This is a genomic window from Micromonospora sp. NPDC049900, from assembly GCF_044461025.1.
Taxonomy (GTDB): Bacteria; Actinomycetota; Actinomycetes; order Mycobacteriales; family Micromonosporaceae; genus Micromonospora.
In genome coordinates, this window is record NZ_JBITKM010000003.1 from 53,200 (window position 1) to 67,922 (window position 14,723).

Here is a 14,723-nt window from a genome sequence, read left to right on the forward strand (position 1 = left end):
GGGTCACCGCCGCCCGAGTCGGGTCTGCTTGGGACGTCGCCACGCGCCCTGGCCGGCCTCGATCCAGCGGCTCAGCAGCCGGGCGTCGTAGCCGACCCGCAGCAGTTGGTCGCGGATCCGTTCCGGCAGGTGCCGGGGGACGGCCCGGCCGTCCGGACCGGGGCCGAACACCTGGGTGGTGGTGATGCGGCTGGCCTCGCCGACGCCGAGGACCTCCTCGACGTGCGAGACGAACCGGTGCTTGCGGCCACCGATCCCGGTCTCGTCCTCCACGTTGACGTAGACGATGAGGTCGAGGGCGTTACCGGCCATCCGGCGGGCCTGGTCGACGGTCATCTCGCGGCCGTGCGCCAGCGCCAACTCGATGATCCGTTCGCTCACCCCGCCGGGGGTACGCGCGTGGATCGTGCACATCGAGCCCCGACTGGTGGTCATCGCCTGGAGCATCGGCACGATCTCCCGGGACCGCACCTCGCCGACGATGATCCGCAGCACGCCCATCCGCAGCGAGACCGGGATCAGGTCGGCGATGCTCACCTCACCGGCCGGGCGGCCGTCCGGCCCACGTTCGCCGTGCCCCTCCCGTGCCTCGAAGCTCATCACCGCCCGGTGCCGCGCGCCGCGTCGGGCCGGCAGCAGCTCCCGGCTCTCCTCCAACAGCACGTACGGCTCGTCCGGCGCGATCTCGCTCATCAACGCCCGGATGACGGTGGTCTTCCCGGCACCGGCCAGCCCGGCGACCATGATGTTCAGCCCGGCGCGCATGGACGCGCGGAGGAAGTCCCGCAGCAGCGGGTCGATCATCTCGTCCAGGTCGCCCCGCGCCCCGGCCAGGTCGTCCAGGGTCACATCGAGCGTGTTGTGCTTGCGGATCACCGCGTACGGACGGTGGCTGACCAGGAACACCGCGGCCAACCGGCTGCCGTCGGGCAGTTGCAGGTCCAGGGTGGGCTTCGAGGTGGACAGCGAACGCTCGGTGGCGCCGGCCCGGCGGGCGGCTGCCTGGAGGATCTCCACCAGCTCGTCGTCGCTGTCCGCGATCGGATCGGCCCAGTCCACGCCGCCGCCGTGCCGGGTGATGCGGACCTGGTCGCAGCCGAGGATGTGCACCTCCTCGATGCTGTCGTCGACGAGCAGCGTCTGGAGCCGACCGAGACCGGCCAGCTCGGCGGTGACCTGGTCGAGCAGCAGCCGCTCCTCGCCCGCGGCCATCGGCGTGCCGGCCCGGCGCACCGAGTCGGCGTACTCGGCGACCAGTTCGACCGCGAGCCGGGCCCGCTCGGTGTCCTCCTCGTCGACGGTGAACTCCCGGCCGCGCTGCCAGCGGGTGAGCCGCTCGCTCAACTCGCGACGCAGCTCGCGGACGATCTGGAAGTCCACCCGGGGCCGGGGCGGCGGCTCGGGTGCCACCGGTGCGACGGGGGCCGGCATCGGCGGATGGTGCCGTCCGTTGACCGGGGGCAGCGGCGGTGCGGTCGAGGTCGCGCCGGGTGGCAACCGGCGGGGGTCCGACGAGACCGGCTCAAACCGCATCCGGCACCACCTGGGTCACCGGCCAAGCCAGTCGGGCCCGTCGCCGTTCCAGCAGCGCGCCGACCGGCACCTCGAGGCCCCGGGCCGCGCGCAGCAGCGGCCGCGACGCCCGGACGGTGCCGCCCAGGCTGAGCACCTCGGCGGTACGCGGATCGTGCGGCAACCGGGCGATGACGGGCGTGTGCAACGCCTTGCCGACCTCGGTCTTGCCGTGGCCGCCGCCGACCAGCAGCAGCCGGAGCGTGCCGGGCTGCACCCGGTGCTCGGCGAAGTCCCGCTCGATCGTCTGAATCATGGCGCGGGTGCCGGAGAGGTCGGGCAGTCGGGCCCGGCTCACCACCAGCACCACCGACGCGGCTCGCAGCAGCGGCCACGGCGTGCCGACCACGTGCAACCGGCCACAGTCGACGAGCACGTCGTACGGCGGGTCGCCGTGCTCCAGCCCGCTGAAGTAGTCGGCGAACCGCTGCCAGAGCGGGATGACGCTGCCGGCCTGGGCCGGGTCGATGACGCCGGGCAACAGCAGCCGCTCGCGGCGGGGCGCGTCCAGGTCGACCAGTTGCGACCAGAACGTCGACTCCAGGCTGCCGTCGCGCAGTTCCCCGACGGCCAGCTCGCCGATGCCCCGGGGGCCGTCCAGCGCACCGCCGAGGTAGCCGGCGAGCACCGAGCCGCCGGCCGGGTCGCACTCGGCGAGGACCAGTCGCCGGTGCCAGCTCAACGCGCAGGCCAACGCGGCGGTGGTCACCCCCGGCGAGCCCTTGGCCGAGACCAACGCGATGATCGCCATACTCAGGCCGCCTTGGTCAGCACGACCGCGATCCGGTCCTGGGCGGCCAACGCCACCACGGCCGGTACGTCCCGAACGGCGAGCGCCAGATAGACCACGACCTCGTCGCGGCCCTCGGTGCTGACCGCGTCGGTGACGGTGGCGGTGAACCGGGTGGCGCTCGACGAGCCACCGCCGCTGCTGTTGCCGTCGTTGTTGTTGGGGGTGCTCACCAGCAGAACCTGGTCGCCGGGGCGGAGCTTCGGCGCGGGGACCTGGGCCGCGCGCAGCCCGAGGGCGAACTGCTGCTGGCCGGGGCCGAGCAGCGGGTCGTCGGTGAGCTGCGCCATGGTCAGCAGCGTCCCCGGGGCGAGCGAGACGGCCGCCCGCATCCCGATCACCTCGGCGAGCCGACCGGACGGCACCGGGTCGAGCCCCTGCCCACCGGCCACCTGCACGGCCACCAGGTCGTCCGCGCCGAGCACGCTGCCCACCTCGACGGTCTGCGCCACGGCGAGGTAGCTGCCGGTGGCGCGGACCGAGGTGATCGCGAACGCCGAACCCAGGCCGCCGAGGGCGATCAGCAGGACGGCCAGGCCGAGCAGGCCGGGGCGTACCCGACGCTGGCGGACCACCCGGGGCGGGGCGACCGGCGCGTCCACCGAAGGGTTGCCGTTGCGGGTCGCCACGCTCATCGGGTCACCACCTGAAGCTCGTTGATCTGGATCTCGACCGGACCGGTGGTGCGGGTGACGCCGGGGATGGTGCCGCTCCGGCCGCCGCCCACCCACGTCACGTTCCAGTGCGTCGTCGCCTGCACCTCGTACGTGTCGGCTCTCGGGTAGCCGCTGTGATAGCCGCAGTCCGGGGACTTCTTGCCGGCGTGCCGACCATCCCGGTCGTACGCGGTGCCCGGACCCTTGCAGGTGACCTTGACGCCGTTGCCCATGTTCCAGACGACCTCGTCGACCTCGGCGCGGATGCTGACGGTCAGACCGCGGTCCGAGGCGGAGGCGGTCAGCGGACCGAACTGGTTCGGGCCGCGCTCCGCCCACATCCAGACCGGCAGCCCGACCAGGCCGGGGCCGATGTGTTTACGGGGGGCGACCCTGGCTCGGGGAGCGACGAGGCTGATCGAGGCGAACGCCCGACGGGCCAACTCCTCCGGGTCCGGCGGGGCCCCGAAGCCCGGTGGTGCCTCGGGCAGTTCGACGACCTCCACGGCACCGAGATCGCCGCCGTTGCAGGTGCGCGTGTACCACTGGTAGCCCTCGCGGGCCTCCGGCTGCGGCTCAGCGAGCTTGTAGTAGCAACCGTCGTTGCTGTTGAACCAGCCCAACTGGTCGGTGTAACAGGGGATGGTCTTTCCGTTCCACTGGCAGACGCCAGCGCCACCGCCGCCGTTGTCGCCGCCGTTGTTGCCCCCACCGCCGTTGTTGCCACCGTTGCCGGGGGTGCCGGGGTCGTCGTCCCAGACGTTGCAGTTGGGCTGGGCGGGCGGACACTCGGCGCCGGGGTCGGCGTGTGCCGGCACCGCCGGCCCGGTGGTCAGCAGCAGCAGGGCCAGGGCGCTACCGAGCAGCGTCCGGCGGACCAGCCGACGACCGGGACGCGGGTCGTCGTCCCGGGGCCGTGGGGCTCGCGTCGCGCCCGCGGTCAGCACGGCTGGTCCCGGTGGGCGGCCCCGGCGCTGATCAGCCAGCGACCGTCGGGGTAGCGCAGGGCGGTGGCGGTGGCCAGGTGTCGGGAGCCCCGGGTGCCGGGCACCGTCTTCTTCTCGTCGTTGCGGTAGACCAGCCGGTAGCCGGTCGCGTCGAGGCAGTCCTGGATCTCCACGGTGGGCGGCGAGGCGTCCAGGTTGACCGAGGTCACGGCGGGGTCGGAGCGGATCGTGCCGACGCTGACGGCACCGTTGTCCCGGGCCTTGACCAGGCTGAGCCGGACCCGGGTCAGCAGCGGGTCACCGAGGAAGCGGGTCAGGTCCGGATGTTGCGGGTCGCTCCGGCGGCTCGCTGTGCGGGAGGCGGTGAGATAGCCGGTGTAGGCCGCCAGCGCCGCCTTCTCGGCGGCCTTCTCCTCGGCCACCCGCTGCGTGTCGGCCGGTGTCCCGCGTCGCTCGGCCGGTGTCGTGGTGGTCGCCTCCTGCTGAGCGCCGCCGCAGGCGGTGGTCGTGCCGACCGCCGCCACCGCGACCAGACCGGCCGTCCAGCGACTGAGCTGCCGTGCTCGCACCTTCGTGCCCTCCTCGGTGCTGATCCGGCGACCGCCGTCGCCGGCGTTTCCCAGGCGTGCGGTAGTACGACCGGAGGGCCATTCCCCGGTCCTGCCCGAATCGCAGCCGCATTTACCTGTGTAGATTTCTATAAATGCACTGCCTGGCTGGTGCTGCCCCCGTCGACATGGGTTGCGCCACGTCCAAGGGGCGAGCATAAGCTGATGCCGGCCGATGCAACAGAGGCAATTCAACCGAACACGCTGAGTCATGGATGGTGGTGGTGTCGGGTGGTTACCGGTAGGTTGCGGGTATCGGTCGTGACGCCCGGAGCGTCGGGCGGACGCGTACGGTCGGTCGTGCCGAGCCGTCGTTCGTGGAGCGGTCGATCAGCCGTTCGTCATGTGACGGGAAATGGCATGTGGTCCGATCTGTCCCCGGTCATTTCGGGCTTGTTATCGCGCCAATTGCATTCCATGGGAATTGCGTCAGTCGGTCCGGCGCGTTTCGGTCGACACTCCGTGAGAGCCGGAGGAGCCCCGGCCCGACGTTCGTTCCACCACTCGCACCGAGCGGACACACTACGGTCCGTGGTGGGGTCGACTGCGGAGTCTGCCGCATGAGCCGGCGCGACCCGAGCCCGCCGCTCCGCGAGCGGGCACCGGCCGAACACCCACCGTCGGACGCCTCGGCCACCCGCCGGCCGGGTCGGCGTGCCCTGGCCATGCTGGCGATCACCCCGCCGATGCGGTACGCGATCGCGCGGTTCGCCGTACCCGCCGAGGTCGGCAGCAGGTCCGCCTGCGAGGCATGCGGCGCCCCGATCAGCCTGGCCCGGCCGTGGCCGGCGCTCGGGCCGACCGCCCGCTGCGACGGATGCGGCGCGCGGGTCGGCGCGCCACCCGGCAGCGTCGAGCTGGTCGCCGTGGCCGTCCTCGCTGGGCTGCTGCTGACCCGCCCGCCGGTCGCCGAGTTCGCCGCAGCCGCGTGGTGGCTGGCCTTCGCGATTCCCCTGGTCTTCGTCGATCTCGCGGTGCACCGGCTGCCGGACCGGCTCACCTGGCCGGCCGCGACGGGCATCTGGCTGCTGCTCGGCGTCGCCGCGCTGACCGGTGCCGGGGCCACGCCCTGGTGGCGCGCCGTCGCTGCCGGGCTCGGGCTGGCCCTCTTCTTCGCGGTCACCACGCTGCTGCTCGGTGCGCGCGGGTTCGGCATCGGCGACGCCAAGCTCGCGCTCAGCGCGGGCGCGTTGCTCGGCTGGTATGGCTGGAGCCTGCTCGTGACCGGGCTGCTGCTCGCGCTGGTCCTCTCCGGGCTGGTGGCGCTGGCCCTGCTGGTCACCGGACGGGCCCGTTGGTCGAGCCACCTGCCGTTCGGGCCGTACCTGGTGCTCGGCACCCTGGGGGCGCTGCTGCTGGTGTGGTGAGCGGGCCGGCGGGGAAATGACGGTCCGCAGGGCTCGTCGTCGCACCCCAGGAGGCGCTGTGCAGAGCACCCCCGACCGGCCGTCACCGACGTCGGACGGCCGGTGGCGGATCGTCCGCACCCAGGACGACCTGGACCGGCTCGGCGAGACCGAATCGATCTTCGCGTTGAGCAACGGCTGGCTCGGCTGGCGCGGAACGCTGGACGAGGGCGACCCCTGCGACATGCCGGGCAGCTACCTCAACGGGTTCCACGAACGGCGGGCGCTCGACTACCCCGAGGACGGCTACGCCTTCCCGCAGCTCAGCGACAGCGTGATCAGCGCGCCGAACGCCACCCTCGTCCGGCTCTGGGTCGGCGGCGAACCGCTGGACGTCCGCACCGGGACCCTGCGCACCCACGAACAGGTGCTCGACCTGCGGGCCGGGGTGCTCCAACGGGTCACCGAATGGATCTCGCCGGCCGGACACGGGGTGCGGGTCCGCAGCACTCGACTGGTGTCGCTGCCGCGCCGCCGGGTCGCCGCCCTCGACTGGACGGTGGAACCCCTGGACGAGGCGGTCGAGCTGCGGATCTGCGCCGACCTGCTGGCCAACGAGCGAGTCCCGGAGCGCGCCGACGACCCCCGGGCCGCGTCGATCATCCACGACCCGCTGACCGCCGAGCGGCACCACGCCGACGGCGTCGACGGGGTACTGGTGCACCGCACCGAGCACAGTGACCAGCGGATCGCCGTCGCCGTGGCGCACCGCCTGTCGGCCCCCGACGAGATCGCCACCAGCACCGACGCCACCGAGGACCGGATCCGACTCACCCTCACCGGAACCGTCGGGGCCGGCGCACGGGTACGCCTCACCAAGTTCGTGGCGTACGAGTGGGCACCGGTCGACGGCACCGACGCCGAGGAACTCGCCGACCAGGTGACCGCCGAGGCGGACGCGGCCCGTACGGCGGGCTTCGACACCCTGCTCGCCGACCAACGGGCCGCCCTCGACACCGCCTGGCAGACCGCCGACGTGGTGCTCGACGGCGACGAGGAACTCCAACTGGCGATCCGGTTCGCCATGTTCCACCTGATCCAGGCGGGCCGCCCCGACGGTCCGTTGTGCATCCCGGCCAAGGGACTGACCGGCAACGGGTACGACGGACACGTGCTCTGGGACACCGAGCAGTACGTGCTGCCGGTCCTGACGTACGTGGCTCCCGGTGTCGCCCGGTCCGCCCTGGGCTGGCGGCACGCACACCTGCCCCGGGCGCGGGATCGCGCGGCGGAACTGCGGCTGACCGGTGCCACCTTCCCGTGGCGGACCATCGGCGGCGAGGAGTGTTCCGGCTACTGGCCGGCCGGCACCGCCGGGCTGCACGTCAACGCCGACATCGCCGACGCGGTGCTGCGCTACGTCGCCGCCACCGGCGACGAGGAGTTCCGGGCTGGGGCCGGGCTGGAACTGCTGGTGGAGAGCGCCCGGCTGTGGCGCGGTTTCGGGCACTTCACCGACGACGGCGGCTTCCACATCTTCGGGGTCACCGGCCCGGACGAGTACGCCGCACTCGTCGACGACAACGCGTTCACCAACCTGATGGCCCGGCGGAACCTGCGCGGTGCGGCGGACGCCGTCGCGCGGTATCCGGAGGCGGCCGGTCGGTTGGGCGTGGACCCGGCCGAGGTGGCCGGTTGGCGGGCGGCGGCCGACGCGATGGTGCTGCCGTACGACGCCAAGCGTGGGGTGCACCAGCAGGCGGCCGGCTTCACCAGCCAACCGGAGTGGAACTTCGACGACACCGGCGACGACGACTATCCGCTGCTGCTGCACTTCCCCTACCTGGAGCTGTACCGCCGCCAGGTGGTCAAGCAGGCCGACCTGGTGCTGGCCATGCTGCGCTGCCCCGGGGAGTTCACCGTGGAGGAGAAGGCGGCCAACTTCGCCTACTACGAGGCGCGTACGGTCCGGGACTCGTCGCTGTCCGCCGCGCCGCAGGCGGTGCTCGCGGCCGAACTGGGTCACCTCGACCTGGCGTACGACCTGTTCGCCGAGTCGGTGTTGCAGGACCTGTTGGACCTCGGTGACAAGACGGGCGACGGGCTGCACCTGGCCTCGCTGGGCGGCTCGTGGTTGGCGCTGGTGCAGGGCTTCGGCGGCATGCGCGACGACCGTGAGCTGCTCTCGTTCGATCCCCGGCTGCCCGACCGGATCGAGCGGCTGGCGTTCAGCCTGTGCTGGCACGGGCACCGGCTGCTGGTCACCCTCACCGCCGACGAGGCCCGCTACGAACTGCCCGACGCCCCGGGCGACACCGCCGTCGACCTCTGGCATCTCGGCGAGCGGGTACGGGTGGTCGCCGGTGCCCCGGCCCGCCGACGGATGCCGTCGGTGCCGGACTTCGGCGACGAGCCGACCGCCCCTCCCGGCCGCCGGCCCGCCCGTCGCGCCGCCGCCGCGTAGGGGCCGTGTGAAAGGAAGGGCCCCCTGCTAACGCCCGGTGTATAGCAGGGGACCCTTCCTTACGTCTGGGTGCCGGCCATGCGTTGCTGGATCGCCGTCAGCTCCTCGAAGGCGTACGCCCAGTTGTGGCACTTGAAGCTGCGAAGCCCGTCGATCGGTGAGCGACAGTCGGTGCAGCGGACGTCGGGGATGGCGGCGGGCAGTCCGGTGTTGACGTACCGGCGGTCGCCGAGGATCACGGTGGCGATCATCGCCGGGTCGTGGACGCCCTTCAACGCCGAGGCGACGATGTCGTACCAGGTGATCCGGCGACCGCACTTGGGACAGTCCGGCTGGTCGCCGCTGACCCAGAGCGGTGCGCCGATGGTGCGTGGCGGCATACCGAGCAGCTTCTCGATCCGCCGGACGTCGGCCTCCGGAGTGGTCCACCGGTGCCGCCCGGGCAGCGACGCGGGTGAGTCGTAGACGGCCTGGAACAGCGCGGGGTCGACCTCCACGGTCTCGCGTTCACTGGTCATCGGCGTCCCTTCCGGTCGTCGGCGCCCCCACCGTGGTGGCCGGTGGGCGGCGGGCACAACCGGATCAACGACACGACGGCCCGGCCGGTCCGCGCATCGGCGCGCCGTCGTGTCCCGCTGCCGTGTCTCGGCGACGGTGGTCGCGGTGTCAGCGGCGTTCAGGCGGCCGTCGCGGCGGTGGCCCGCGCCGGTTCGGTCAGCGCCGACCGTCGTACGCCCCGGACGATCAGGTAGCCGAGGATCCAGAACTCGCCCACGGTCGCCGGGACGACGAGCAGGTCGGCGAGGATCCCGGCATCGGGTACGAGGTAGGTGACGAACGTGTTGAGCACGTAGCCGACGCCGCCGACGACGAGGGTCCAGCCGAGGGCGCGGGGCAGCCAGCCGGACCGGAGCACGCACCAGCCCATCGGGATCAGCCAGAGGCCGAAGAAGATTCCGCCGACCGTCCAGAGGTCACCGCTGATCAGGTACAGCAGTTGCACGGTGGAGGCGGCGTCGCCGAACGGGTCGGTGGCCACCTGGACGGCGGTCGCGAGCAACGCCGCGCTGCCCAGGATCGCGACGGCGTTGACCATGCCGAACACGGCGATGCTGCCGGCGGTGGTGGCGTCGACGGCGCGGAACAGGCGGTAGAACCAGACGGCGGTGCACGTCTGGGCGAGCACCACGAGCAGTTCGAGAGCGATGCCGACGCGGGCGAGGGACTCGTTGCCGGCCAGGTGGGCCAGGGTGGCGTCGGGGTCACCGGCGGCGAGGATCCGGGGCCGGATGGTGAGGAAACCCAGTGCGCCGGCGATGGCGAGGCTGAGGTAGAACAACCCGGTCGCGCGGGCGGTGCGGATCAACGGGTGCATGGGAAGGCTCCTTCGGGGTGCGCGTCGGCGGCGCGGCCGGTGTCGGGTCGGCAAGGCCATGTCGGGTCGGCAAGGCGGTGCCGGGTGAGAAAGGGCGGTGTCGGATCGGGCAAGCGGTGCCGGGTCGGGAACACGGTGCCTTACGACGTAAGGCAACCATACGATGTAAGGTAAAGGGAAGATGGGGGCCGGATGGGAGCGAGAAGACCTCGGGAGCCGCTGAGTCGGGAGCGGGCCCTCGCCGCGGCGATCGCGCTGGTGGACGCGGAGGGGCTGGCCGCGCTGACCATGCGCCGTCTGGCCGCCGGGCTCGGCGTCGAGGCGATGTCGCTCTATTACCACCTGCCGGGCAAGGAGGGGCTGCTCGACGGCCTGGTAGAGGCGGTCATCGCCGAGATCGAGGCCGCGGCGGAGGCGGCCGACGCGACGGTGGCTGGCGACGACTGGCGTACGCGTCTGCGACAGCGCTTCCTCGCCGCCCGCGCGGTGATGCTGCGCCACCCGTGGGCACCCGGCCTACTCGGCTCCCGCCCGACCGTGCCGCCCGGTGTGTACGCCTACTACGACCAGATCATCGCCACGTTGCGCGACGGCGGTTTCTCCTATCGCATCGCCCACCGTGCCCTGCACGCGTTCGGCAGTCTCGCGCTCGGCTTCGCCCAGGAGGTGTTCCGCCCGGCCGCGGCCGGTGGGGCGACCGATGTCGAGGTCGCCGAGGCGGAGCTGGCCGCGATGGCCGAGAAGCTGCCCCACCTGACGGCGATGGTGGCCGCCGAGGTGCACGAGGCGGACGATCCCACGCTCGGCTGGTGCGACTCGCAGACCGAGTTCGAGTTCACCCTCGACCTGCTCTTCGGCGGCCTCGAACGAGCCCGGGGGTGACGCCCGCAGCGGTCAGAGCGGCAGGAGGTCCTCGGCCAGGCCGCTCTTGACCTGCCACTCGCTCTCCGACCCGGTGGGCCAGGGAAAGCCGCCGCTGCCGAAGACGTGGTTCAGGTAGCCGACGAAGGAGGTGATCGTCTCACCGGCGAACAGGCCGTCCGTGGCCCCGTCGGGCAGCACGAAGCCGTACGGCTCGCCGCCGCTGGTGTTCTCCTTGTGCAGTCGGTCCGGCGCGACCGGGAGCACGAACACCCCGGACTCCTCCTCGGTGTCCTGCTCCTCCTGCCACTGCGCCCACTCCTCGTCGTAGTACTCGCGCAGGGACGACCCGTCGGGGTGGCGGGACCCCTCCAGCTCGATCACCAGCGGGTCGGCCGACGCCGAGGCGGCCCACTCCGGATGCGTGCCGACCAGCCACACGTCGCCCACCAGCCGGACCCAGGAGCACACCGTCATCGGCACCGCCTCGAACCGGTCCCGGAGCCAGTCGGCGTGCGCGTCGGCCTGTGTGGTCGGCGGGACGTGCGGGCGCGTCACCGGCGTCTCCTCGTCGTCGTTCTCGTGGAACCGGTAGCCGGCTGCGGTCAGCCGCGCCACCAGCACCTCGACGTTCTGCCGGGCCCGGTGGGCCATCTCGTCGCAGACGGACTGCGCCTCCTCGGCCAGCTCGGGGCGGAGCCGGATCCTGCTGCCCCACTGGTGCAGCTCGTGCCAGACCTGCTCCCGTTGGCCCCTGCGGTAGCGGCTGAGCCACTGCGGCGACGAGTTCATGGCCGCAGCATGGCGTACCCCTGCGACAGTCCGTCGACTCGGCGCGCCGCGCGGTGGAACTCGTCGTCCACAGGGGACGAACGGCGGCCGTCGCCGGGATCGTCGGGCACGCGGCTCCACCTTTCGGTCAATTGTCTGCCGCCGTTCGACGTAAGCCGGTCGTCAATTTGATCGATCACTTCTCGGGTCGCACACCTCGGTTTCCCAATATCTGCCAACCGGTCGGCTTAAAACGGTCTTATCGCCGCCACGGCGGTCGATCGGAAATCGACGGTCCTGCCTGCTGTAGACGGCGGTCGACCGTGCTCGGGCGGCCACTCGGCGCGCGTCGACCATGCCGGTAAGGGCGCACCTTGCTTGCTGTGATCCATGTCTCCTGTTAGAGTGAACGCCTCGGGAGCGCTCCCATGAAACAAGCCCGAAATCGGATCCACGCACGGGGACACGGCAGTAGGAATATCAGTGGGCCTAATCGGTGGAATCGAATACAGGGATAGCACGTGGGCTTTCAGACAGGTACGCACGACGGACTGGCCGAAGAGATCTTTCGCGAGCATCATCGGCGTCTGGAGTCCGCTTCGATCGCACTGACCCGTAATGCTCCGGTGCTCGGTCAGTTGCGGCGCAACGTCCACGCGATCGTCGCCGACGTGGTGGAGCAGTTCGACCTTCCGGCGCCGATCGTCGACCCGCCCGCCGAGATCGACGAAGTCGTCGATCATGCGTTGCTGCCCACCGAGATCGGGGTGGACCGCGCGTTGCGCAACATCCATCCGATCGAGTCGCTGCGGGCCGCCGCGCTGCTCTTCGAGGTCGCGCTGCCGATCATCCTGCGACGTCACGTCATCACCGACCCGGCCCGGGTCGCTGCCGTCGCCCTCGCCCTGCACGACGCCATCGCCCGACGGGTGTCGCTCTCCTCGTTGGCGTACGTGAACTACCTGATCGAGAAGTTGCAGGCGTCGCGCCGCGAGGAGCGTCGCCGGATCGCCCGTGACCTGCACGACCGGCTCGGCCACTCGATCGGCCTCTCGTTACAACACCTCGACCTGTCCCGGCACTACGGCGCGCACGACCGGCCGCGGGCCGACGCCAAGGTCGGCGCCGCGATGCACGAGATGCGGGAGGCGCTGCAGACCGTGCAGGAGTTGACCGCCGAGCTGCGCCGCTCGTTCGGCGCGGACGGCATCGAGCCGGCCCTGCGGGGCTACCTCTCGTCCAGCGTGCCGGCCACCATCCGTACCGGGCTGACCGTCACCGGTGACGTCAAGGTCATGCCCCGGGAGGTCGGTGAGGAGTTGTACCTCATCCTGCGCGAGGCCGCGCGCAACGCGGTACGGCACGGCGAGGCAACCGAGCTGCGCATCACGATCGTCGCCACCGAGGACGCGATCAACGCCGAGGTGGTCGACGACGGTCGCGGCTTCGACCTGATCGACGCGCAGACCGCCGGTTTCGGGCTACGGTCCATGGCCGAGCGCGCCGACCTGCTCAACGGCCGGTTCACCATCACCTCGGCACCCGGCAGCGGCACGGTTGTCGCGGTCGAGGTGCCGCTCTACGGCCCCGAAGGATGAGCACGTCGGGCATCATCCGCGTGGTGGTGGTGGACGACCACAACCTGTTCCGCGAGGGCCTCAAGGAGGTGCTCGGCACCGATCCGGGCATCCAGATCGTCGGCGAGGGCGGCAGCGGCCCGGAGGCGGTCGAGCTGGTCGTCGCCCACCAGCCGGACGTGCTGCTGCTCGACGTGGAGATGCCCGGAGCGGGTGTCACCGAGACCATCCGGCAGGTGCTGCACCAGCGTCGCGAGGTGCAGATCATCGTGCTCACCATGCACGACGACGCCGAGTTGGTCCGTGAGGTGCTGGAGGCGGGCGCCAGCGCGTACCTGTTGAAGACGATCCTGCGCGACGAGTTGCTGGCGGCGGTCCGGTCGGTGCGCGGGCCGTCGGCGAACGTCCTGCTGGCGGTCTCGCGCGGCACGGTCGAGCAACTGGACCGCCGGCCGCCCGGCTCGGGCGGGCCGGGCACCGCGCTGACCCAGCGTGAACGGGAGGTCCTGGTCCTCGCCGCGAGTGCGCTGAGCAACCAGCAGATCGCCTCCCGGCTGCTCATCACCGAGGCCACCGTGAAACGGCATCTCACCAACGCGTACGCCAAACTCAACGCCGTGTCCCGGGTGGACGCGATCCGCAAGGCGGTCGCCCGCCGGATCATCTCCGACGGGCAGCGGCTCTCCCGCTGACCCGCAGCCGCCAGCGACAGGACCGGCGGGCGGTCACTCAGACCGCGAGGCACTGGGCGATCACCGTCAGGTGCACCGCGTACTGGGTGACCATGAAGGCGCGGTAGGGGCGGCGTCGGCGGCTGCGGTCGCCCTGGCTCAACCCGGTCAGGACGCAGACGCCCAGCACCACCGCACCGGCCAGCAGCAGTCCGGCCGCCGGCACCAGGGTCGGCTCGGCGACGGCGACCGTGGCCAGCCCCGCCGCGACGAGCAGCGCGCCGGCGGCGAGCAGTCGACGCGCGACACGTTCGGGCAGCACGATCGGCAGGGTGTGCCGACCGGCCAGCCGGTCGCCGGCCACGTCCGGCAGGTCCTTGGTCATGCCCACCAGGCCCATCCAGAACGACAGCGCCACGGCCACCGTCACCGCTCGTGGGTCCGGCACGCCGCCGCCGGCCGCGTGCCAGCCCGCCAGATAGGTGGCCAGGCCGCCGCCCACCACCACGCCGACGAAGCCGGGCAGGTTGGCCTTCTGCGGTCGGGGCGCCGCCGAGTAGAGCCAGCCGAGCGCCAGCATGGCCGCCACCAGGACGGTGAAGCCGGGGGAGACCAGCAGGCCGAGGGTCATCGCGAGGACGCTGAGGACGGCCGCCGCCCCACCGGCGGAGGTGGCGGACAGCGCGCCGGTGGCGAGCGGTCGGCCCGAGCCGTTGTGTCGGTCCTCGGTGCGGTCGCAGAGACCGTTGAGCAGATACACCTGCCAGGTGGCGCAGAGCCAGGCCAGTGCGCCCACTGTCAGGTCCCGTACCGCGGTCGGATGAAATGGCGGTGCGGCCAGCAGTGCGCCGGTCAGGAAGCGGAGCTGGAAGACGGCCTGCACCACCGGACGGCTCTCCGAGAATGAGAGGCCGACGACCCGGGACAGCGAACCGCCCGAGAGCGGATCCGCAATCGACTGAATAGACATCGGCGCCCCTCGAATAGCGACACGGCATTGATGCCTCTATTCTCGATCAGTCGGGTGGCAATTTGGCTCCACCGACGACGGCAGTCGTGTCTACTACTTTGGTGGTAGACCGTCT

Annotated in this window: 14 protein-coding genes; 5 read left to right on the forward strand and 9 right to left on the reverse strand. The window is 71.8% G+C overall.

Annotation, left to right across the window (positions count from 1 at the left end):
- Positions 1-3 precede the first annotated feature (3 nt).
- The 5 genes from ACIBMZ_RS08525 to ACIBMZ_RS08545 are packed head-to-tail and all read right to left on the reverse strand — an operon-like array spanning position 4 to position 4,534.
- Complete coding sequence (locus tag ACIBMZ_RS08525; protein ID WP_396691956.1) at positions 4-1,533, reverse strand: CpaF family protein; 1,530 nt, start codon at positions 1,531-1,533, stop codon at positions 4-6.
- Positions 1,523-2,323, reverse strand: coding sequence for a ParA family protein (locus ACIBMZ_RS08530; RefSeq protein ID WP_396691957.1), 801 nt, complete (start codon positions 2,321-2,323; stop codon positions 1,523-1,525). Before ACIBMZ_RS08530 ends, ACIBMZ_RS08525 begins: the two co-directional genes overlap by 11 nt.
- Positions 2,324-2,325: 2 nt before the next feature.
- Positions 2,326-2,997 carry an SAF domain-containing protein gene (locus ACIBMZ_RS08535; RefSeq protein ID WP_396691958.1) on the reverse strand — a complete coding sequence of 224 codons (672 nt, stop codon included), beginning with the start codon at positions 2,995-2,997 and terminating at the stop codon, positions 2,326-2,328.
- Positions 2,994-3,899 carry a hypothetical protein gene (locus ACIBMZ_RS08540; protein WP_396692696.1) on the reverse strand — a complete coding sequence of 302 codons (906 nt, stop codon included), beginning with the start codon at positions 3,897-3,899 and terminating at the stop codon, positions 2,994-2,996. Before ACIBMZ_RS08540 ends, ACIBMZ_RS08535 begins: the two co-directional genes overlap by 4 nt.
- A gap of 59 nt (positions 3,900-3,958) precedes the next feature.
- Entirely contained in the window at positions 3,959-4,534 is a 576-nt protein-coding gene (locus ACIBMZ_RS08545) for a hypothetical protein (protein ID WP_396691959.1), read from the reverse strand.
- A 704-nt stretch (positions 4,535-5,238) separates the two neighbouring features.
- Here ACIBMZ_RS08545 and ACIBMZ_RS08550 point away from each other — a divergent pair.
- Both ACIBMZ_RS08550 and ACIBMZ_RS08555 read left to right on the forward strand, forming a co-directional pair.
- Positions 5,239-5,940, forward strand: a complete 702-nt coding sequence (locus ACIBMZ_RS08550) for a prepilin peptidase (RefSeq protein WP_396692698.1) — start codon at positions 5,239-5,241, stop codon at positions 5,938-5,940.
- 58 nt (positions 5,941-5,998) lie between these two features.
- Positions 5,999-8,383 carry a glycoside hydrolase family 65 protein gene (locus ACIBMZ_RS08555; RefSeq protein WP_396691960.1) on the forward strand — a complete coding sequence of 795 codons (2,385 nt, stop codon included), beginning with the start codon at positions 5,999-6,001 and terminating at the stop codon, positions 8,381-8,383.
- A gap of 59 nt (positions 8,384-8,442) precedes the next feature.
- Here ACIBMZ_RS08555 and ACIBMZ_RS08560 read toward each other — a convergent pair whose 3' ends face one another.
- A complete protein-coding gene (locus ACIBMZ_RS08560) occupies positions 8,443-8,901 on the reverse strand; it encodes a hypothetical protein (protein ID WP_396691961.1) in 459 nt (152 codons plus the stop codon).
- Between the two features lie 158 nt (positions 8,902-9,059).
- The gene (locus tag ACIBMZ_RS08565) at positions 9,060-9,758 is read right to left on the reverse strand and encodes a DUF4386 domain-containing protein (RefSeq protein ID WP_396691962.1); all 699 of its coding nucleotides are present in this window, start codon (positions 9,756-9,758) and stop codon (positions 9,060-9,062) included.
- Positions 9,759-9,950: 192 nt separating this feature from the next.
- On the opposite strand from ACIBMZ_RS08565, the gene ACIBMZ_RS08570 reads away from it, so the two are divergent.
- Positions 9,951-10,640, forward strand: coding sequence for a TetR/AcrR family transcriptional regulator C-terminal domain-containing protein (locus ACIBMZ_RS08570; RefSeq protein WP_396691963.1), 690 nt, complete (start codon positions 9,951-9,953; stop codon positions 10,638-10,640).
- 12 nt (positions 10,641-10,652) lie between these two features.
- Here the strand turns inward: ACIBMZ_RS08570 and ACIBMZ_RS08575 are convergent, their stop codons facing one another.
- On the reverse strand, positions 10,653-11,411 hold the full coding sequence (locus ACIBMZ_RS08575) for a hypothetical protein (RefSeq protein WP_396691964.1): 759 nt from the start codon (positions 11,409-11,411) through the stop codon (positions 10,653-10,655).
- Positions 11,412-11,911: 500 nt separating this feature from the next.
- Here ACIBMZ_RS08575 and ACIBMZ_RS08580 point away from each other — a divergent pair, with 500 nt between their 5' ends.
- Positions 11,912-12,988 (forward strand): sensor histidine kinase, encoded by a 1,077-nt coding sequence (locus tag ACIBMZ_RS08580; protein ID WP_396691965.1) that lies wholly within the window; start codon positions 11,912-11,914, stop codon positions 12,986-12,988.
- The gene (locus ACIBMZ_RS08585) at positions 12,985-13,659 is read left to right on the forward strand and encodes a response regulator (protein ID WP_396691966.1); all 675 of its coding nucleotides are present in this window, start codon (positions 12,985-12,987) and stop codon (positions 13,657-13,659) included. The genes ACIBMZ_RS08580 and ACIBMZ_RS08585 overlap by 4 nt, the downstream gene beginning before the upstream one ends.
- A 37-nt stretch (positions 13,660-13,696) precedes the next feature.
- Here the strand turns inward: ACIBMZ_RS08585 and ACIBMZ_RS08590 are convergent, their stop codons facing one another.
- The gene (locus ACIBMZ_RS08590) at positions 13,697-14,608 is read right to left on the reverse strand and encodes a UbiA family prenyltransferase (RefSeq protein ID WP_396691967.1); all 912 of its coding nucleotides are present in this window, start codon (positions 14,606-14,608) and stop codon (positions 13,697-13,699) included.
- Between the last annotated feature and the right edge of the window lie 115 nt (positions 14,609-14,723).